This is a genomic window from Synechococcus sp. UW140, from assembly GCF_900474295.1.
Taxonomy (GTDB): domain Bacteria; phylum Cyanobacteriota; class Cyanobacteriia; order PCC-6307; family Cyanobiaceae; genus Synechococcus_C.
Genome location: NZ_UCOB01000025.1, coordinates 120,379 through 140,536, shown reverse-complemented (window position 1 = coordinate 140,536; position 20,158 = coordinate 120,379). Strand labels below are relative to the sequence as shown.

Sequence of the window (20,158 nt, the reverse complement as noted above, 5' to 3'; positions counted from 1 at the left end):
CGGTGCAGACGGTCAGAACTGCAGCATCCGCTCCCAATGACGACTCCAGTCACCATGGCTGCCGAGACCAGCCACCAACACCTGCTCCTGCGGCAGCGTCTGGAGACCAACCTGCCAGCGGCGTATCTGATCGGCCCGCTCCATCCACAAGCCCATCACCTGATGCTGGAGAGCATCACAATCCCAGTGCTGAGAGCTGGCAACCCGCTGGCTCCACTGCAAGAGACCATCCAGCTGGAGAGGACGGAACCCCCGGACCCACAGTCCAGTCTGCTGTTCGAGTTCAAACAAGCGCAGGGAATCTCCGAAACCGAAGAAATGGAGAAAGACCACGGACGCAACCTCCATGCGCAATCACCCCAATGTTGTGATCAAACAGCAGCAGAACTACAAAAAGAAGCTATCAACGAGATCGCCTACATGAACAAATTGATTAACAATCAAGCTGGCACTCTCTAGCTGCAAGTGCCAGATCAGACAGGCAAGCGAGATGCAGCCACCGCCCCCGCCAGCTGCTCCAGGAGTTGCGCCGTGGTGTCGATGCTGATGCAGGCATCAGTCACACTCTGTCCGTAGGTCATCGCCGAGCGATCAGCACTGAGCTTCTGGCTGCCCTCCACCAAATGGCTCTCCAGCATCACCCCCATCACATGGGTCGAGCCCTGACGCACCTGATCGGCTACAGCTTCAAGCACATCTCCCTGACGGCGGAAATCCTTATTGGAATTGCCGTGGCTGCAATCAACCATCAAACGTTCCTGTAAACCAGCCTTGCTCAGTTCAGCGGCTGCATCTTGCACCGCTTCGAGGTGGTAGTTGGTTCCGCGATTGCCGCCGCGCAAAACCAAATGTCCATGGGGGTTGCCGGTGGTGCTGACGATCGAAGCCTGACCACTGTGATTAATGCCAAGAAAATGATGAGGTTTCGATGCTGCCTGCATCGCGTTAATCGCGATGGTGGCACTGCCATCCGTGCTGTTCTTGTAACCGATCGGCATCGACAGGCCCGAGGCCATCTCCCGATGGGTCTGGCTCTCGGTGGTGCGCGCACCGATCGCGGTCCAACTAATCAAATCCGCGATGTACTGAGGCACCACAGGATCAAGTAATTCGGTGGCAGTGGGCATGCCATCACGGGCCAGATCGAGCAACAACGACCGCGACAGGCGTAAACCGGTGTTGATGTCATAGGAGCCGTCGAGATGGGGGTCATTAATCAGCCCCTTCCAACCAACTGTGGTGCGGGGTTTCTCGAAATACACACGCATCACCACCTCCAGCTCCTGGCTGTGGCGTTCACGCAGAGGCGCTAAACGGCTGGCATAGGCACGAGCAGCATCCACATCGTGGACCGAACAGGGCCCGACGATCACCAGCTGCCTCCGATCCTGACCGCTGAGGATTGCCTGAATACGCCGACGGGCACCAGTCACCGTCTCGGCGGCAACAGGATCAATCGGCAAATCACCATGAAGCAGGGCCGGGGCCACCAGTGGGCGGGTCTCCACCACATGCAGATCGGAAGTGGTGGTCATACCTCTGGCCGCTAAAAACCCAGGTTACGTAAGCCACCGGATGCATCAATCACCAAAGACGGACCCATCAACAAGAAGAATGGTGGCAGAGCCCACCGTCAGAAGCCCCATCCCGATGCTGAGTGCATACCGCGAAAGCGCCGCCGAACGGACCGCCCAGGGGATCCCCCCCCTGCCGCTCAACGCAGAGCAGACCCAGGCACTCACGGAGCTGCTTCAAAACCCTCCAGCAGGAGAGGAGAAGGAGCTGCTGCATCTACTCAGTGAACGGATCCCACCCGGGGTGGACGAAGCCGCCTATGTGAAGGCCACCTGGCTGAGTGCCGTGGCCCAGGGCAGGGCCACCAGCCCGCTGATCTCACCGCTGGAAGCCACACAGCTGCTGGGCACGATGGTGGGGGGCTACAACGTGGCGGCCCTGATCGAGCTGCTACTGCACAGCGAATCAGACCTGGCGGACTGCGCTGCCCAAGGCCTGAGCCGCAGCTTGTTGGTCTACGACGCCTACAACGAGGTGATGGAACTGGCCGCCACCAACCGCTTCGCCAAGCAGGTTGTGGACAGCTGGGCAGCCGGAGAGTGGTTCACATCCAAACCAGAACTGGCCGAGGAAATCACCGTCACCGTGTTCAAGGTGGAGGGCGAGACCAACACCGACGATCTTTCTCCCGCCACCCACGCCACAACCCGCCCGGACATTCCCCTTCACGCTCTGGCGATGCTGGAGACGCGGGACCCCGCTGGCCTTGCCGCGATTGCCGAACTGAAAAGCAAGGGCCACCCCGTCGCCTATGTGGGAGACGTGGTGGGCACCGGCAGCTCCCGCAAATCAGCGATCAACTCAGTGCTCTGGCACACGGGCAACGACATCCCCCACGTCCCCAACAAACGCGCCGGCGGTGTGATCATCGGCGGCAAAATCGCTCCAATCTTTTTCAACACGGCAGAAGACTCCGGTGCTCTGCCAATCGAATGTGACGTCAGCCAGCTCAACAGCGGGGATGTGATCACCATCCGTCCCTACGCCGGCACGATCGAACGGGCCGCCGGAGAGGCAGGTGCCGGCGACATCATTGCTCGCTTCGACCTCAAACCAAGCACCATCAGTGATGAAGTGCGCGCCGGTGGGCGCATCCCCCTGATGATCGGCCGCGCCCTCACCGACAAAGTGCGCAATCAACTCGGCGTGGCTCCCTCCACACTGTTTATCCGACCCTCCGCACCTGCAGACACCGGCAAGGGCTTTACCCTCGCTCAAAAAATGGTTGGCAAAGCCTGTGGGCTTCCGGGAGTGCGCCCCGGCACCAGCTGCGAACCGTTGATGACAACCGTCGGCTCCCAGGACACCACTGGACCGATGACACGGGACGAGATGAAGGAACTCGCCTGCCTCGGCTTCTCAGCCGACTTGGTGATGCAGAGCTTCTGCCACACGGCTGCTTACCCCAAGCCTGTTGATCTACAAACCCAGAAAGACCTGCCTGACTTCTTCGCCCAGCGAGGCGGTGTGGCTCTGCGTCCAGGTGACGGCATCATCCACAGCTGGCTGAACCGCATGCTCCTGCCCGACACGGTGGGAACAGGAGGTGACAGTCACACCCGATTCCCTCTCGGAATCTCCTTCCCAGGCGGGTCTGGCGTGGTGGCCTTCGCCGCCGCCATCGGCGCCATGCCACTCGACATGCCTGAATCGGTGCTGGTGCGTTTCAGCGGCTCCCTGCAACCGGGGGTGACCTTGCGCGATGTGGTGAATGCCATCCCCTGGGTGGCGATTCAGAAAGGTCTGCTCACCGTGGAGAAATCGAACAAGAAAAACGCATTCAACGGCCGGATCATGGAGATCGAAGGCCTGCCAGACCTCAAGCTGGAGCAAGCGTTCGAGCTTACCGACGCCACCGCTGAACGCTCCTGCGCCGGCTGCACAATCAAGCTCTCAGAGGCAACGGTGAGCGAATACCTGCGCAGCAACGTGGCACTGCTCAAAAACATGGTCGCCCGGGGCTACAGCGATGCCCGAACCCTGGCTCGACGCATTAAGGCGATGGAGGAATGGCTCGCCAACCCCCAGCTGCTAAGCGCCGATACCGATGCCGAGTATGCCGAAATCATCGAGATCAACCTCAACGACCTCACCGAACCCGTACTGGCCTGTCCCAACGACCCCGACAACGTGAAGCTGCTGAGCGAAGTGTCCGGTGATGCAGTGCAGGAAGTGTTCATCGGCTCCTGCATGACCAACATCGGCCACTACCGCGCCGCGGCCAAGGTGCTCGAAGGCGCCGGCGCCAACAAGGCGCGTCTCTGGGTGTGCCCACCCACTCGAATGGACGAGGACATGCTCAAGGCCGAGGGTTACTACGCCACGTTCGAAGCAGCTGGCTCGCGTATGGAGATGCCCGGCTGCTCACTGTGCATGGGAAACCAGGCCAGGGTCGACGACAACACCACCGTGTTCTCAACCAGCACCCGCAACTTCAATAATCGTCTCGGCAAGGGTGCTCAGGTGTATCTCGGCAGCGCAGAACTCGCCGCAGTTTGTGCCCTGCTCGGGCGCATCCCCACAGCCGAGGAATATCAGCGCATTGCCGCCGAAAAAATCGACCCGCTGTCAGCTGAGCTCTATCGCTATCTGAACTTCGATCAAATCGATGGATTTGATGACGAGGGCCGCATCATCAGCGCAACCGACCAGGCTGACGTTCTGGCGAAAGCCTGAAGCCAGCCAGTCGTCGTCAATGGTCGTTCTGAGTGAACTGAAACACCGCCGCCATCAACTTGGCTCCAGCCGCAGCATCCGCAGGCTGCTGGAACGCCGCTGGTGGGTCGTGGTGCTGGCGCTCATGCTCACAGGGCTCGGTGCGGCCCTCACAGGTGTGCTCTTCAAGGCGGGGCTCAAGCTGCTGGGCGGCTGGCGGCTTGAACTTCTAGCCGAGTTTCCCGCCTGGGTTGTGCTACCCAGCCTTGGCGCACTAGGCGGTCTGGTGTCTGGCTTGCTGGTGTCACGGCTGGCCCCTGCAGCGGGGGGGTCAGGCATCACCCACATCATGGGTTTCCTCAAGCACCGTGCGGTGCCAATGGGCCTGCAGGTGGGACTGGTGAAACTTGTGGCTGGGATCGTGGCCATCGGCAGCGGCTTCCCACTCGGACCGGAAGGTCCGGCCGTGCAGATGGGCGGCTCCGTGGCCTGGCAGATGGCGCGCTGGTTGAAAGCACCTGTGGCCTTTCGCCGCTTGATCGTGGCCGCCGGAGGCGGAGCCGGTATCGCAGCAGTGTTCAGTGCCCCCATCGGAGGCTTCGTCTACGCCGTAGAGGAATTGCTGCACTCCGCCAGACCGGTGGTGTTGCTTCTGGTGATTGTCACCACCTTCTGGGCCGATGCCTGGGCGGATGTCTTTGGGCTAGTGGGCATCAGCCCCTCCACGGGCGGACTGGATGCCACCCAAGGCTTCCTACTGGAAAGGGAGTACACACCACTCGTGAGCTTTCTGCCAATCGATCTGGGCTATCTGATCGGACTTGGTGTGGTGGTGGGTGTGCTGGCAGAGCTCTACTGCCGCTACGTGCTGACCATGCAGCGCAAGGGAAACGCCTGGTTTGGTGATCGCTTGGTGCTGCGCATGGTGATCAGTGGTGGCGTGCTGGGCAGCGTGTACGCCTTTCTGCCGGATGCATTTCACAACCTCGAGGGTCTGCAGCATCTGATTGCCGACGGCAAAGTCGACATCCCCATGGCTCTGGGCACCTTCATCGTGCTGTTTTTCAGCACAGGCCTAGCGGCAGCCTCAGGAGCTCCAGGCGGGCTGTTCTACCCGATGCTCACCCTAGGAGGCGCCATCGGTCTGGCTTGCGGCATCTGGGTAGAGGCCCTCACCGGCCACGTGCCCAGCACCTATGTGTTCGCAGGGATGGGTGCCTTCGTGGCCAGCTGTTCCCGTACGCCAATCACGGCCATGTTCCTGGCCTTCGCCCTCACCAAGGATCTGCTGATTCTGAAGCCGCTCTTGGTGGCCTGTCTAGCCAGCTTCCTGGTAGCCCGTCTCTTCGACGACCGCTCGATCTACGAACGCCAGCTCGGCATGGAGCTGCTGGAGGAGGATCACTTAGAAGCCCGCCGGGAACGGCGCGGTGGCATCCATCACGCCTGGGAAGGATCCATCCGTCGACGCGCCTTTACAGCGCCTGCTCCGCCTCAACACCCCAAACCCACCCCACCGGAAGACAGTCACTGAAACAGGAAACCCTGCTGTTCAACCCAGCGGTGCCGGAACCAGGTGCCCTGCGCACAGTGCTGGCGTTTCCCAGCACCTACACCGTGGGCATCACCAGCCTCGGCTACCAAATTGTCTGGGCGACTCTGGCGATGCGACCGGACCTGGATGTGCGCCGCCTTTTCACCGATCAGGGGGATCGGCCCCACCGCCAATGCGACCTGTTCGGTCTCTCCCTGAGTTGGGAACTCGATGGCCCGGTCCTGCTTGATCTGCTCGAGCAGCAACGCATTCCGATCTGGAGCCACCAACGCAGTGATGAACACCCGATCGTGTTTGGAGGCGGTCCGGTCCTCACCGCTAACCCCGAACCGTTAGCCCCGTTCTTCGATGTGGTGCTGCTGGGAGATGGTGAGAATCTTCTACCGGCCTTCATCGATGCCCTCCAGGCCGTCAAAGACCAACCCAGGCCAGAGCGCCTACGGCATCTGAGCACGGTGCCGGGGATCTACGTTCCCGAGTTGCATGCCCCCCGTTACGACAGTGAAGGCACGCTGTTGGCGGTAGAACCGGTGGAAGCGACGCTACCCCGCACGATCGCCAAGCAGACCTGGCGTGGCAACAGCCTCAGCCACTCCACGGTGATCACCCCCGAAGCCGCCTGGCCAGACATCCACATGGTGGAAGTGGTCCGAAGCTGCCCGGAGCTGTGCCGCTTCTGCCTGGCCAGTTACCTCACCCTGCCGTTTCGGACCCCATCCCTCGAGGACGGACTGATCCCGGCCGTAGAAAAGGGGCTGACAGCCACCAAGCGATTGGGCTTACTGGGAGCCTCGGTGACCCAACACCCGCAGTTCACAGACCTACTGCAATGGCTAGGGCAGGACCGCTTCGATGATCTAAGGCTGAGCGTCAGTTCCGTGCGAGCCGCCACGGTCACACCCGAACTGGCAAGCGTGCTGACCCGGCGAGGCAGCAAATCACTCACGATCGCAATCGAAAGCGGCAGTGAGCGCATCCGACGGGTCGTCAACAAAAAACTGAGGGGAGACGAAATCGAAGCTGCGGCCCGACACGCCAAACAGGGGGGACTGAAGGCTCTGAAGCTGTATGGAATGGTTGGCCTGCCCTGCGAAGACAACGACGACGTAGAGAGCACAGCAGCCCTTCTTCTCCATCTGAAGAAAGGCACACCGGGTCTCCGTTTCACCCTGGGCGTGAGCACCTTCGTCCCCAAAGCCCACACCCCCTTCCAATGGCAGGGCGTGAGGCCAGAGGCAGAGAAACGTCTCAAGCTGCTGGCCAAACGGCTCAAACCCAAAGGCATCGACCTACGCCCCGAAAGTTATGGCTGGAGCGTGATCCAAGCTCTGCTCTCGCGCAGTGACAGGCGCCTAGCACCGGTGATTGCAGCGGTGCGTGGCTCCCAAGAAAGCCTCGGAGGCTGGAAGAAGGCCTACCGAGCAGCCCGTGCAGGCGAACTGCCCCAAGCCCAAAGCGCCGGCGTGACCCTGCCGCTCCCGCCCAGTTGGGAGTCCGTGGTGCATGAATGCTGGGATTCGAACCAGGTGCTGCCCTGGGAACACCTGGAAGGACCGCTCAGCCGAGAACGGTTGTTGGAGCATCAACAGGAATCCCTCAGCCTGGGTAGCAACTGATCACAACACCGTCACCGAATCATTGGAGCGAGGTTCGCCGATACGACTGCGCAACCCCGCCAGGAGCATCCAACCGGCAATGTTCAGACGGCTATCAAAGAACGGCATGTCGGTGCCGTGGAGCACCACAACGATCAAAATCGCGGCCCACCAGGCCCGATCGAAGAGAGACATCGAGGCGCAGCGCTGACTGACAACCAACAAGGCCAAAACCAGCCCGACGACGGCGATCGCCACGGGTAAACCATGACTGACGGCAAGCTCTAACGGCAAATTGTGAGAGTGGCCATGCCATTTACCCGTACGCAACGGGTAAAGCACCGAAAAGGCTGCGGCGCCCCATCCCAGCCAAGGACGCTCGCTGATCAGCTGCAATGCCACAGACCACTGGCTGAGCCGAGTGGAGGCGAGTGCCCGCTCCGAGGCATAACGACTATCACTGAGCCGCGACCAAACCGACTCGGGCACCAAGGACCGCGCAGGGTCCTGAAACAGAGTCGGCACCCCTGGCAGCACCGACAGCAAGACGGGCACGAGAGCAAGCGCCAACAACGGCAGAAGCCAAGGCCAGCTCAGCGGCCCCAGCACCAAGGGCACCGCCAACACCAAAGCACCCCAGCCATTGCGCGAATCCGTGAGCACCAGCGCCGCCACAAGGGCCACCACAACGGCCAGAACGAGCAGGCGGCGGCCTCGTTTCAAACCAGGCTGGACCAAAGCCGCCAACGCCAGCGGCCACACCAAGGCCAGCCAGGCAGCAGCGATGTTGGCGTAATCAAACAAGCCCGAGAGCCGTCCCTCCGGTTCTCCACCTGGGGCAACAAACCAAATGATCAAGCCCCCAAGCAATTGCCAAGGTCCCTGCCAGCCCAACCAAAGCTGTCCGAGACCTGTCACCACCACAGGCACCGTGCCGGCCACCAGCCAGAGGGCCATCCGACGACGGGCCTTGGCATCGGCGAGATAGGGCTGGAATCCCCAGAACGCCCAGAAAAAAGGGATCCAGTTGCCTAGACCAGACAAGGCAAGGCCCCCGCTGTAGGCGTTGAAACAACCCAGCAGCATCAACAGACCAGCACCAATCAGCGGCCAATTCCAAGGATCGCGCCAATAGGGGCATTCACGGCGCAGGCTGCCAAGCAAAAGGGCAGGGAAGAGCAAGAAGCTGGCCAGCAGTGCACTGGACGGCAACAGCAGCAAACCCAGCTGAACCAACAACCAGCCCGTTGGAGAGGCTGCGACGGGACAGCCCAGCGCAAGGCGCTGGCGCAGTCGCTCAAACAGCGCGCAGAACTGCACAACGACAGAGCTCATGCCAAAACAGTGCTCATGCAAAAACGGTGCTCATGCAAAAACAGCCGTACGGCCGCGATACACCATCACCTGACGGTGCAGATGCAATCGCACAGCCCTTGCCAGAGCAAGGCGCTCGGTATCACGGCCTTTGCGAATCAAATCGTCCACCTCATCGCGGTGGCTCACATGCACCGTCGTCTGCTCAATGATCGGGCCATCGTCGAGGTTCTCTGTCACGTAGTGGGCCGTGGCGCCAATCAGCTTTACACCCCGCTGCCAGGCTCGGTGATACGGCTGCGCCCCCTTGAACGCGGGAAGAAAGGAATGGTGGATATTGATCACCGTGGGAAAACGACTGAGGAAATTGGCACTCAGCACCTGCATGTATTTAGCCAGCACGGCGAGCTCAATGCCGTTGCTCTCCAACAACGCCAGCATCCGCGCCTCCGATTCGGGCTTGGTGGCCGCAGTCACAGGCACGCAAGCAAACGCCACTCCGAATTCCTGACAGAGCGACTCAAGATCAGGGTGGTTGGCCACCACCAAAGCAACCTGCATCGGTAACTCGCCGCTCCGAGCGCGCCAAAGCAGATCGAGCAAACAATGGCTCTGCTTACTGGCAAAAATCGCGACGCGAGGCAAGTCGTCTGAAAAATGCAACTGGGCTTCCCCTCCAAGCCGCTCTGCCAGAGCGCTAACAGCCGGTTCAATCGCTTCTCGCGGCAAACCAAACCCTTGCTGTTCCCATTCCAAACGACTGAGAAACAAGCCCGCTCCAGCATCCGTGTGGTGATCGGCATGGCAGATGTTGCCACCATTGGCCGCAACCCAGCCCGCAAGCTCACTCACTAAACCAGGCCGGTCCGGACAGATCATCTGCAGGATCACGGAAGGGGAACTCACGTCCAGAACGCATGAACAACCATTCTCACAATCACACTGCAAGCGGGAGTAACCGGTAAAATCCCGCCCATCTCTACGCCCCTGCTTTGTGATGCTGAGCGCCCTGCGTCGCCTCGCCTCGTTCTGCCTCTGCGCCTGCCTTTGTCTGGGACTCGCAGCCCCCGCGAACGCCGCCAAAAGCATCAATCGCACCATCAGCCCCGATGACATCGAGGTGATTCGCCGCAATGCCGAAGGCTTTAAAGATGCCCAGGAGCGTCTGCCCGAACTGGCCAAGCTCGTGAACGCACGCGACTGGACCTTCACCCGCAACCTGATCCACGGTCCAATGCAGGAAGTGGGCCGGGAAATGCTCTACATCAATCAGCGCCTTCTCAAGGACGATCGCTCCGAAGCGAACAAGCTGGCTACCACCCTGAAAGAAGCCCTCGCTGATCTTGACGAATCGGCGCGCCTGCAAGACGGCGCGAAGCTGCAGAAGTCCTACACCTCTGTTGCAACAGGCTTCGCCAACTATGCCCGGGTGATTCCCGAACAGGCCCTGAACTGATCCAAGCACTCTGAGTCACTCCATTGCCGTCATCGGTGCTGGCGCCATTGGTGCTGGCACCGCTTGGTGGCTGTCGCGATCAGGCCACCAGGTTGAACTGATCGACCCAGAACTGGCCCAAGACCCAAGCCGGCATTCCAGTTCCCCATTGACAGGAACATCAGCGTCCCTCGGGATCCTGATGGGCCATGTCTTCCGCCGCTCCAGCGGTCGGGCCTGGCGCCTGCGCCGCCGCAGCATGGAGCTCTGGCCTCTCTGGGTAGAGGAACTCAGCTGCCCAGACGAACCACTACTGCTTCAAACTCCTCTGGTGCAGTTAGCCACCACGGATGAGGAGGCTGCACTGCAGCGAAAGCTGGTGGAAGAACGTTCCCATCTCGGGCTGAGCTTCATCACCGCAGACAGGCTGGCCGATGAGCACCCTGATTGGCCCAAGTCATCTCATGGTGGGTTGCAGTCGAACCACGATGGCCGTTTAGATCCACTGATCCTGCAACGAAGCCTGCGCCGTCAATTGCACAGGCTCAGCGTGCCCATGCAGACAGCTGCGGTGGAGACCCTCCATCGGGATGGCAACCAATGGCAATTGCAATTGAGCGATGGCAGCCGTAGCTACGCAGACACCGTGGTGGTTTGCAGTGGCCTGGCCAGCCAGACACTTCTGGCCCCCTTGGGCCATGCACGAGCCATGGATCCAGTGCTGGGACAAGTGCTGCAACTCCGTCTAGACAATCCCGATGCACTGACCCCCCACTGGCCAGCAGTGCTGATGAGCCATGGCGTGAACCTGATACGCCATGGGTCCGATCAGCTCCTGCTTGGAGCCACGCTCGAACCCGGTGAACAACCACTCGAGGCCGCCACTCTGACCATGCGCGCCCTGAATGGACACGCCCCAACCTGGCTGGAGCAGGCTGAGGTGATAGGGCACTGGCACGGGCTGCGGGCCCGCCCGAGTGGTCGTCCAGCTCCACTGCTGGAAAAGCTCGAACCCGGTCTGATCCTGGCCAGTGGTCATTACCGAAACGGAGTTCTACTGACTCCTGCCACGGCCGAGTGGGTCAGCGAAGAGATCAACGAAGAAACATCCAAAGCGTGATGCTTACCAAGCCTTAAGCCTGCCTTTACAGAACAAGCAGGAGCTCCAGCTAAATATTGAAAACGCGACAAGCATCCGCCACACATGACTCGCTCTCTTCTGACACGCACAGCCGCCAGCCTTCTCGGCATCGGTGCTGCTGTCAGCCTCGTCTCCTGCTCCTCCGGTGGTGATGGCGAAAAGGTGGAAGGTCGCCTCTCAGCAGCAGGCGCTTCATTCCCCGCAGCGATTTACCAGCGCTGGTTCCAGGATCTTGCTCCTCAGGGCATCAACGTCAACTACCAGTCCGTGGGCTCCGGCGCAGGAGTGCGTCAGTTCACTGCCGGCACGGTGGACTTTGGGGCTTCCGACAAACCCATGAAAGCTGAGGCCATCGCCAAAGTGGAACGAGGCGTGGTTCAGATCCCAATGACCGCAGGCGCCATCGCCGTCGCTTACAACAATCCCGGTTGCGACCTGAAGCTGAACCAGCAGCAACTCGCCGGCATCTTCCTGGGAACGATCAAAAACTTCAACGAGCTCGGCTGCGGAGACAAGAGCATCAAGGTGGTGCATCGCTCCGATGGGTCCGGTACCACTTACAACTTCACCAAGCACCTCGCCGCCATCAGCCCTGAATGGAAGAAGGATGTTGGTGCCGACAAATCGGTGCAGTGGCCCACGGGCGTCGGAGCCAAAGGCAATGAAGGCGTGGCAGCACAGCTGAGCCAGATCGGGGGCGGCATCGGTTATGTAGAGCTGGCCTACGTGAAAGGTGATCTACAGGCCGCCGCTGTTGAAAATGCTTCTGGGATGCAAGTGAAGCCCACCAACGCAACAGCGAGCGAAGCGCTCGGCTCCATCGACCTCGGTCCAGACCTGATCGGTGGCAACCCCAACCCCGAAGGCGGTTACCCAATCGTGACCTTCACCTGGGTGCTGGCATACGCCACTGGCAACGGAGAGAAGACTCCGATTCTGAAGAAGACCTTCGACTACATGCTGTCCGATGAGTCCCAGTCCAAAGCACCGGAGCTGGGCTATGTCTCCCTGCCTCCAGAAGTGGTGAGCAAAGCCAAGGCCGCTGCCAACTCAATCAGCGAATGATCCACTGATCCAATCAGCACATCGCTGAGACTGATGAGGGGGCTTAAGGCCCCCTTTTTGCTGTGTGTTGTGCTGTGTTGATCAAGAAGTTGAAGGATGACTGGCTTTTGTAGGACCCCAGGGCTGAAAGCCCTCTCGATTTTTGGCCCCAATCAACAGTGAATCTCACCCACAAAAAATCCCCGCCTGAGTACAGACGGGGATGCTTCTGAAAGAGAGCCCATAACAAGAACGCTCTTCAGACAATCATTGGGAACGAGTTCACTTGGATTCAGTGAATTCAGCGTCGATCACATCGTCACCACTATCAGCAGCGGAGGCGCCTGTGGCAGCGGCATCAGCATCAGCTCCTGGAGCTGCCCCATCAGCACCAGCCTGCTGATACACCGAAGCACCCAAGGCATAAAGCTCCTGCTGAAGCTCCTCAAGCAGAGACTTCATCGCATCGAAATCATCCTTGTCGACGGCTTCTTTCAACTTGACGCGCTTCTCCTCCACCTTCGTCTTGGCATCGGCATCAACCTTGTCGCCAAGCTCACCAAGCTGCTTCTCAGCCTGATAAACAAGGGTTTCAGCCTGATTCTTGACATCGATACGCTCGCGCTTCTCCTTATCAGCGCTGGCGTTGGCTTCGGCATCCTTCACCATCTTCTCCACCTCGTTCTCACTGAGGGTGGATGCGCCCGTGATCGAGATGGACTGCTCCTTGCCGCTGCCCTTGTCCTTAGCCGTCACGCTAAGGATGCCGTTGGCATCAATATCGAAGGTCACTTCGATCTGAGGCACGCCACGGGGAGCCGGAGGGATGCCATCAAGGCGGAAGGTTCCGAGCGACTTGTTATCGGAAGCCATCTCACGCTCGCCTTGAAGCACGTGGATCTCCACGTTGGTCTGACCGTCCACAGCTGTGGAATAGGTCTCCGACTTCTTGGTGGGAACAGTGGTGTTGCGGGTGATCATCTTGGTCATCACGCCACCCAGGGTCTCCACACCCAGGGAGAGGGGGGTGACATCAAGGAGAAGAATGTCTTTCACCTCACCAGCTAGGACGCCGCCCTGGATCGCGGCACCAACTGCCACCACCTCATCAGGATTCACCGTCTGGTTGGGATCCTTACCGGTGACCCGTTTCACCAACTCGAGCACGGCCGGAATACGGGTGGAACCACCCACCATCACGATCTCGTCGAGTTCACCAGAGGAGAGCTTGGCGTCTTTGAGGGCTTGCTCCACCGGCACGCGGCAGCGATCGATCAGCTTGGAAGCGAGTTCCTCAAACTTGGCCCGGGTCAGGGTGAGATCTAAATGCTTGGGACCCTCAGGGGTGGCCGTGATGAACGGCAGGTTGATCTCACTCTGGGTGGCGTTGGAGAGCTCGATCTTGGCCTTCTCAGCGGCCTCGGTCAGACGTTGCAGAGCCTGCTTGTCCTGACGCAGGTCAATTCCTTCATTCGACTGGAAGGTTCCAGCCAGATGATCAACGATCACTTTGTCGAAGTCATCGCCACCGAGATGGGTATCACCAGAGGTGGAGAGAACCTCAAACACGCCGTCGCCCACTTCAAGCACGGACACGTCGAAGGTGCCACCACCGAGGTCAAACACGAGGATGCGCTCGTTGCTCTTCTTGTCGAGTCCGTAGGCCAGAGCGGCAGCCGTGGGCTCGTTGATGATGCGCAGCACCTCAAGGCCGGCGATCTTGCCGGCATCCTTCGTGGCCTGACGCTGAGAGTCGTTGAAATAGGCGGGAACAGTGATCACCGCTTGGGTGACAGTCTCACCGAGGTACTTGCCGGCGTCATCGGCCAGCTTGCGCAGCACTTGGGCGGAGACCTCTTCAGGAGCGAACTGCTTCTCGAGAACCGGGCACTTCACCTTCACATTGGAGCCAGCCTTCTCGACGCCATAACTCACCTCCTTCGATTCCTCATTGACCTCGTCGACGCGGCGACCAATGAAGCGCTTCACCGAATAAAAGGTGTTATCTGGGTTCATCACCGCCTGACGCTTGGCGATCTGCCCGACCAGTTGATCCTGGTTTTTGGTGTATGCCACCACCGAGGGGGTGGTGCGGAATCCTTCCGCGTTAGCAATCACGGTGGGCTTGCCGCCCTCCATGACGGAAACACAGCTGTTCGTTGTGCCTAGGTCAATGCCAACAACCTTGCCCATGGGATCCCACCTCCTCGTCGAAATGTCGTCTTGAACCTCTGCATCTTCTCCAGAGCAGTGGTCTCAAGACGAGGTGTGGTTCCCGAACAGCCGGGGCGGCAGGCTGGTCATCAGAGCAGGCAGCCGCCTATGACCAGCCCAGGAACAATCGGGGCCAGCACAGCACTGGTGGGCCTTCTCGGCGATCCAGTGCATCACTCACTGTCTCCGGCGTTGCAAAACGCGGCGTTAACAGCCATGCAACTCGACTGGGTCTTTCTGGCCATGCCAACGGCGGCCGACCAGCTCAGCAGCGTCTTGAAGGGACTGGAAGCGATCGGCTGCCGCGGCCTGAACGTGACCATTCCCCATAAACAAACTGTGGCCGCTCTCTGCAAGACGCTCAGCCCACTGGCGCAGCGTCTGGGGGCAGTGAACGTGCTGGTCCCCCATGCCGATGGCGGTTGGTTCGGCACCAACACCGACGTCGAAGGCTTCTGTCGACCCCTGCGCGATGCGGAGTCAGGCTGGAACGGTCGACGGGCCCTAGTGCTGGGCTGTGGAGGGAGTGCCAGAGCGGTCGTAGCGGGACTGATCGAGCTGGGATGCTCCTGCGTTGAAATCGCAGGACGTCGGAACGAAGCCCTGATCGCATTCCAACGGGAGTGCCTTGACTGGGCACCCCAGCTGAAGACCGTGTGCTTGAGCGATGAAGCTGCTTTGGCCACGAGCCTGGAGCAGGCGGATCTTGTCGTGAATACAACGCCGGTGGGGATGGCTTCGCCCAATGACCCGAACGCAGCCCTCGCCAGTCCCCTCAGCCCCAATCTGATTGGCCGACTGAAGCAAGAATCCTGGGTGTACGACATCATTTACACCCCAAGACCGACCCGACTGCTGCAGCTGGCAACGAACCACGGATGCCGCAGCATCGACGGCCTCGAGATGCTTGTTCAACAGGGGGCAGCGGCCCTGCGTCTCTGGTCTGGTCGCGACGATGTGCCAGTGGCAGCCATGCGTGATGCAGCCCTCCAACAACTGACCACCTAGCGTCAGCCCAGCACAAAGGCCCCTATGTCGATTCCCGTCTGGCAGCGGTTGCTCGGACTGTTGGTGTACCTCCTACCCCTGAGCGATGCTCTGCCCTTCGGAGAGTCTCTCGTGACGCAGTACCCAATTTTGGGACTGTTCCTGCTTCCGGCAGTCCCGTTGGTGATCCTCGAGCAAAGCATCCGCTTTGGACCGCTAGCTCTTGGTGGCTTGCTGTTGTTCTTCGTGCTGTTCCTGGGGGTCGTGCGCAATCCCAACGTGCCTTACTTCCTGCGTTTCAACACACTTCAGGCACTCTTGATAGACATCGTGGTGATCCTGATCACCTACGTCTACAGACCGCTGTCGCTGCAGCTAGGCAGCCTCGGGGATGGCCTCGTGATCCGCACACTGGGCAGCACAGTATTGCTAGGTGTACTGGGGATCGTGATCTTCGCCCTGATCGAGTGCCTGCGCGGTCGAGAGCCCGATCTTCCTGGGATCAGCCAGGCCGTGCGGATGCAGCTCTACTGAGCTGTCAACCCCCCAGACGATAAGGTGATTGATCCGTCGCTCACCTTGGTGAGCCTTGAGTCCCTGTCGGAGTGACCTTCCATGACCCAGCAGCCTTACTACGAGACCATGTACATCCTCCGTCCGGATATTCCGGAAGAGGAAGTTGAGTCTCATCTTCTCAAGTACCGCGACATCATCGTTGAGGCCGGTGCCGAGGTGCTCGATAACCAGATGCGTGGCAAGCGCCGACTGGCTTATGCGATCAACAAGAACAAAGAAGGCATCTACGTGCAGCTGAGCCACAACGGCGATGGCCAGCAGGTGGCCGTGCTTGAGAAAGCAATGCGCTTGAGCGAAGACGTGATCCGCTATCTCACCGTCAAGCAAGACGGCCCGCTGCCCGCTCCTCGCGTCATGCCCGGCACGGAAGCACCCGCGCAACAGGAAGAGCAAGAGCCTGCCAGCACCCCAGCCTGATTCCAACTCCTGCTCAGTGCAGGGATTGTTCAGTCCGTGGCCCAGCGATACCGTCTGGCCATGGACTTTTTTTCTGATCACCATCAGGCTCCAACACCCTTGTGGCAAGCCTCGACGGATCCATTGGAACGATCAGAGCCCATATCCAGCTCAATGCAACAAAGCACTGGACACAGCGAAGCAAGCGACGCTGAACTGAAGCGTCTACGCGCACGAGTGCAGGAACTAGAAGCCAACGTTGCCGATTACGAAGCCCTGCTCGAGGAACTCCCTGATCTCTTCGAACGCAAGTTCCAGCAGCGACTTGAACCGCTGCTGGAACGCTATCGCCTGCTCGCTCAAGCCCAGGACTTGCACTCACCCCAGGCACCCTTACAGAAAGCAGCACTGCGATGGAGCTGGCCCAGAGTGAGGCGCATTAGCTTCAACAATCAAGACTCAGAACAGAACGCCGCCTGACGATCAGGCTGACCGTTCCTGCTCTGAGTGCTTGCCAGCCTCAACGGCGATGGGTCGCTGCCCAAAGACGGGTTGGCAACCCCCAGACGTAGATGAATCCTTCTGCAGCGCGGTGATCGAATTGATCCTCGCTGCCATAGGAGGCCATTTCCGGAACATAGAGGCTGCTGCCCGCAGAGCAACGACCGGTGACGGTGGCAGTGCCCTTGTGCAGCCGCAGCCGCACGACACCGTTGACGTGCACCTGGGTGCGATCCATGAAGCCATCAAGGGCATCCTTGAGCGGCCCGAACCAAAGACCCTGATACACCAGGTCAGCCCACTGCATCTCCAGCTGGCGCTTGCTGCGCAGCACATCGGCGGCGAGAGTCAGGCTTTCCAGCTCTTGATGGGCCTGGATGAGCAGAAGCAGGCCAGGGGTTTCGTAGATCTCACGACTCTTGATGCCGACCACCCGGTTCTCGATCATGTCGAGGCGACCGATGCCATGGGTTCCAGCCAAACGGTTGGCTTCGCGGATCAGGGCAATCGGGTCCAGACGCTGGCCGTTGATCGCCACAGGGTTTCCGGCTTCGAAGCTGATCTCAATCTCGTCGGGGTCATCAGGCGTCTCGCCAATCGAGCGGGTCATGGCGAACACCTCTTCAGGGGGTGCCACCATCGGATCCTCAAGGGGGCCGGCTTCAATGCTGCGACCCAACAAGTTGAGGTCGATCGAATAGGGCGACTTCTTGCTCACCGGCGCCGGAATGCCGCAGCGCTCGCCATAGGCGATGGTCTCCTCACGGCTCATCCCCCATTCGCGCGCAGGGGTGAGCACCTTGAGATCCGGCGCCAAAGCGGCGATCGCCACATCAAAACGCACCTGATCGTTGCCCTTGCCGGTGCAACCATGGGCCACGGCATCAGCACCCACCTCCCGGGCCACCTCAACCAAACGGCGGGCGATTAGAGGACGGGCCAGGGCTGTGGACAAGGGATAGCGACCCTCATAAAGAGCATTGGCCCGGATCGCCGGGAAGGCGAACTCCTCAATGAACGGTTGAATCAGATCACCCACCAGCGACTGGCTGGCGCCGGCCTCAAGTGCCTTGAGGCGGATTGGTTCGAGCTCATCACCCTGACCCAGATCGGCAGCGAAGGTGATCACCTCCTCCACGCCCCACTCCTCCTTCAGGTAAGGAATGCAAACGCTGGTATCGACTCCCCCGGAATAGGCGAGCACGACCTTCTTCGCACGGCCCATCAATGCGACTCCTGATCACAATCGTCTGATTCTCTCTCCCCGCCGGTCAGGCCCACCAACAGCCAAATCACAACAAGCACAGAAGGAGCAAACACCAGCCACGCCACAGTGGGGTCGTCAACAATCGGGGGGCCCGGATGGAGAGCTCCCCAACGGCGTAGACCGGCACTGATGAGCAAAGCAAGTGCCCAGAGCAGCAACAGGGCAGGAGATTTGCCGCTCAAGCTGAATCTTGCTGTTGCCGTCCACTATGCTGGTTGATTGGACTAATTGGACTTTGTCCTCGGCGATGAGCAGCGCACTCGATAACATCAATCCAGCCCTGACCCGTTACGGGCGCAAGGAGCCTGCACCGGTGCTGCCCCTGCGCGAAGAGCCTGATCTCCTCAGCTGGCTGGAGACCAGTGGCCGCCTGGTCGAAGACGAGGAATCCTCCTCCAGCGACGTGAGCACCGTCGAGGAAGAGGAACTGTCTGCATTGATGGGCGAAAAAGAGGACTACAACAAAGATGATGAGCAGGAAGAGAACTGGGAAGACTGAAACAACAGGTCTCCTGGCGGTCTGACTGACCCTGATCGGATCAAGCAAGTCTGGGGCTCTCTTAATCTCACGGCTCCCAGACACGCAGCTGTGGATCAAACAACGGAAGCGTCCCAGGTGATGGACGGTCGTTTGCCAGCGATGGTCCTTGCCACAGCCGTGTTTGGCCTCGCTTTCGCCAGCGATCGCCTCATACCCGGCAGCCTGCTCAGCCTGCCGTTGCTGATCACAACACTGGTGGCAAGCGTGGTGGCTTGGCTAGGAATCCCCTGGCTTCGGGCCCTCAAAATGGGGCAAGTCATCCGCGAAGACGGCCCCCAGGCCCATCTGAGCAAGTCCGGCACACCGACCATGGGAGGCCTACTGGTGGTGCCAGTCGGTGTAATCATCGGTGCCCTGGTAAGCGTGATGAACGGCGACGACAAACGACTGCTTGCAGTCGCCGCCGTCACCCTGGCCTTCATGCTGATCGGCGGGATCGATGATTGGCGCAGCCTCACCCGTCAGACCAACACCGGCCTGACGCCCCGGGGCAAACTGTTTCTGCAGGCAAGTGCGGCTGGCTTGTTTCTGGCTGTAGCGGGCTGGCAAGGCTGGATCATCGGCACGATTGCCTTTCCCTTCGGGCTCAACCTGGCCCTGGGATGGTTGATCTGGCCTCTGGCTCTATTCGTGTTTCTAGCCGAGAGCAACGCCACAAATCTCACCGATGGGCTCGACGGCCTCGCCGCCGGTTGCGGAGCCTTGGTGTTCAGCGGCTTGGCATTGCAACTGATGCTGCGCGGCAATGGCGGTGACCCAGCTCTGGCGGGTTTCTGTATGGCGATGGCCGGAACCTGGATCGGATTCCTGGTGCACAACCGTAATCCAGCCCGAGTGTTCATGGGAGACACAGGATCACTGGCGATGGGAGCGGCCCTCACCGCTGTAGCCCTGCTCAGCAACAGCCTCTGGCCCCTGCTGGTGATGGGAGGAGTGTTTCTAGCCGAATCGCTTTCTGTGATCATTCAGGTCTGGGTGTTCAAAGCCACCAAGGGATCGGATGGAGAAGGCAAACGGGTGTTCCGGATGGCGCCCCTGCACCATCACTTCGAGCTGGGCAGTGCCAGTGAACAACAGGTGGTAAGAGCTTTCTGGTTGATCACCGCTTTACTCGTGATGGCAGGAGTGTTGTTGCGACCTCACAGCTAGGGCAGCACCCAACGGAAACGAATCGCAGTCGCAGTCTCAATCGCGAGGCAATCAAGCCCAAAAACAGTGCATTGGCAGCCGCAACTGGCGATTGGGGATGAACGTAAAAGCCAGCAACATTCATGGTTACAAATATCGTGAATGTTGAGAAGCAAAATAAATGCGATAACATCGATCAACTGACTCAATCCCCCTGAGCATCCCAACAGCAGA

General features: G+C 59.9%; 19 protein-coding genes. 12 read left to right on the top strand and 7 right to left on the bottom strand.

The features are described from left to right. Nucleotides 1-12: 12 nt before the first annotated feature. Complete coding sequence (locus tag DXY10_RS10435) at nucleotides 13-348, bottom strand: hypothetical protein (RefSeq protein WP_244281501.1); 336 nt, start codon at nucleotides 346-348, stop codon at nucleotides 13-15. A gap of 125 nt (nucleotides 349-473) precedes the next feature. Continuing rightward, nucleotides 474-1,535, bottom strand: coding sequence for a 3-deoxy-7-phosphoheptulonate synthase (locus DXY10_RS10430; protein ID WP_115019082.1), 1,062 nt, complete (start codon nucleotides 1,533-1,535; stop codon nucleotides 474-476). A 115-nt stretch (nucleotides 1,536-1,650) separates the two neighbouring features. Between DXY10_RS10430 and acnB the strand changes: the two genes are divergently transcribed. Genes acnB through DXY10_RS10415 form a run of 3 tightly spaced genes read left to right on the top strand, consistent with a single transcriptional unit; the run spans nucleotide 1,651 to nucleotide 7,401 of the window. Further along, complete coding sequence (gene acnB, locus DXY10_RS10425) at nucleotides 1,651-4,251, top strand: bifunctional aconitate hydratase 2/2-methylisocitrate dehydratase (protein ID WP_115019192.1); 2,601 nt, start codon at nucleotides 1,651-1,653, stop codon at nucleotides 4,249-4,251. Between the two features lie 19 nt (nucleotides 4,252-4,270). After that, nucleotides 4,271-5,764 carry a ClC family H(+)/Cl(-) exchange transporter gene (locus tag DXY10_RS10420; protein WP_115019081.1) on the top strand — a complete coding sequence of 498 codons (1,494 nt, stop codon included), beginning with the start codon at nucleotides 4,271-4,273 and terminating at the stop codon, nucleotides 5,762-5,764. 56 nt (nucleotides 5,765-5,820) lie between these two features. Further along, on the top strand, nucleotides 5,821-7,401 hold the full coding sequence (locus DXY10_RS10415) for a radical SAM protein (protein ID WP_115019190.1): 1,581 nt from the start codon (nucleotides 5,821-5,823) through the stop codon (nucleotides 7,399-7,401). On the opposite strand, the gene DXY10_RS10410 is transcribed toward DXY10_RS10415, so the two are convergent. After that, on the bottom strand, nucleotides 7,402-8,715 hold the full coding sequence (locus tag DXY10_RS10410; RefSeq protein ID WP_115019079.1) for an O-antigen ligase: 1,314 nt from the start codon (nucleotides 8,713-8,715) through the stop codon (nucleotides 7,402-7,404). A gap of 30 nt (nucleotides 8,716-8,745) precedes the next feature. Continuing rightward, nucleotides 8,746-9,573, bottom strand: a complete 828-nt coding sequence (gene purU / locus DXY10_RS10405) for a formyltetrahydrofolate deformylase (protein WP_371411147.1) — start codon at nucleotides 9,571-9,573, stop codon at nucleotides 8,746-8,748. 118 nt (nucleotides 9,574-9,691) lie between these two features. Here purU and psbQ point away from each other — a divergent pair, with 118 nt between their 5' ends. The 3 genes from psbQ to pstS all read left to right on the top strand — a co-directional run bounded on the left by psbQ (nucleotide 9,692) and on the right by pstS (nucleotide 12,335). Continuing rightward, a complete protein-coding gene (gene psbQ, locus DXY10_RS10400; protein ID WP_115019076.1) occupies nucleotides 9,692-10,150 on the top strand; it encodes a photosystem II protein PsbQ in 459 nt (152 codons plus the stop codon). 10 nt (nucleotides 10,151-10,160) lie between these two features. After that, nucleotides 10,161-11,249: an FAD-dependent oxidoreductase gene (locus DXY10_RS10395; RefSeq protein ID WP_115019075.1), complete on the top strand. Its 1,089-nt coding sequence runs from the start codon at nucleotides 10,161-10,163 to the stop codon at nucleotides 11,247-11,249. An 84-nt stretch (nucleotides 11,250-11,333) separates the two neighbouring features. Then, a complete protein-coding gene (pstS, locus tag DXY10_RS10390) occupies nucleotides 11,334-12,335 on the top strand; it encodes a phosphate ABC transporter substrate-binding protein PstS (RefSeq protein ID WP_115019073.1) in 1,002 nt (333 codons plus the stop codon). Between the two features lie 261 nt (nucleotides 12,336-12,596). Here pstS and dnaK read toward each other — a convergent pair whose 3' ends face one another. Continuing rightward, nucleotides 12,597-14,507: a molecular chaperone DnaK gene (dnaK, locus tag DXY10_RS10385; protein ID WP_115019071.1), complete on the bottom strand. Its 1,911-nt coding sequence runs from the start codon at nucleotides 14,505-14,507 to the stop codon at nucleotides 12,597-12,599. 129 nt (nucleotides 14,508-14,636) lie between these two features. Between dnaK and DXY10_RS10380 the strand changes: the two genes are divergently transcribed. The 4 genes from DXY10_RS10380 to DXY10_RS10365 all read left to right on the top strand — a co-directional run bounded on the left by DXY10_RS10380 (nucleotide 14,637) and on the right by DXY10_RS10365 (nucleotide 16,967). Next, the gene (locus DXY10_RS10380; protein ID WP_115019069.1) at nucleotides 14,637-15,536 is read left to right on the top strand and encodes a shikimate dehydrogenase; all 900 of its coding nucleotides are present in this window, start codon (nucleotides 14,637-14,639) and stop codon (nucleotides 15,534-15,536) included. 24 nt (nucleotides 15,537-15,560) lie between these two features. Then, a complete protein-coding gene (locus DXY10_RS10375; RefSeq protein WP_115019068.1) occupies nucleotides 15,561-16,049 on the top strand; it encodes a Tic20 family protein in 489 nt (162 codons plus the stop codon). An 81-nt stretch (nucleotides 16,050-16,130) separates the two neighbouring features. After that, nucleotides 16,131-16,508, top strand: coding sequence for a 30S ribosomal protein S6 (gene rpsF, locus DXY10_RS10370; RefSeq protein ID WP_115019066.1), 378 nt, complete (start codon nucleotides 16,131-16,133; stop codon nucleotides 16,506-16,508). A gap of 153 nt (nucleotides 16,509-16,661) precedes the next feature. Beyond that, nucleotides 16,662-16,967 carry a hypothetical protein gene (locus tag DXY10_RS10365; protein WP_244282243.1) on the top strand — a complete coding sequence of 102 codons (306 nt, stop codon included), beginning with the start codon at nucleotides 16,662-16,664 and terminating at the stop codon, nucleotides 16,965-16,967. 40 nt (nucleotides 16,968-17,007) lie between these two features. Here DXY10_RS10365 and DXY10_RS10360 read toward each other — a convergent pair whose 3' ends face one another. Both DXY10_RS10360 and DXY10_RS10355 read right to left on the bottom strand, forming a co-directional pair. Further along, on the bottom strand, nucleotides 17,008-18,213 hold the full coding sequence (locus DXY10_RS10360) for an argininosuccinate synthase (RefSeq protein ID WP_115019065.1): 1,206 nt from the start codon (nucleotides 18,211-18,213) through the stop codon (nucleotides 17,008-17,010). Next, nucleotides 18,213-18,437: a hypothetical protein gene (locus tag DXY10_RS10355; RefSeq protein WP_115019063.1), complete on the bottom strand. Its 225-nt coding sequence runs from the start codon at nucleotides 18,435-18,437 to the stop codon at nucleotides 18,213-18,215. The genes DXY10_RS10360 and DXY10_RS10355 overlap by 1 nt, the downstream gene beginning before the upstream one ends. 65 nt (nucleotides 18,438-18,502) lie before the next feature. On the opposite strand from DXY10_RS10355, the gene DXY10_RS10350 reads away from it, so the two are divergent. Together DXY10_RS10350 and mraY are read left to right on the top strand one after the other, a co-directional pair. Next, entirely contained in the window at nucleotides 18,503-18,754 is a 252-nt protein-coding gene (locus DXY10_RS10350) for a DUF3134 family protein (protein ID WP_244281504.1), read from the top strand. A 120-nt stretch (nucleotides 18,755-18,874) separates the two neighbouring features. After that, complete coding sequence (gene mraY, locus DXY10_RS10345) at nucleotides 18,875-19,945, top strand: phospho-N-acetylmuramoyl-pentapeptide-transferase (RefSeq protein ID WP_244282270.1); 1,071 nt, start codon at nucleotides 18,875-18,877, stop codon at nucleotides 19,943-19,945. Nucleotides 19,946-20,158: the final 213 nt, after the last annotated feature.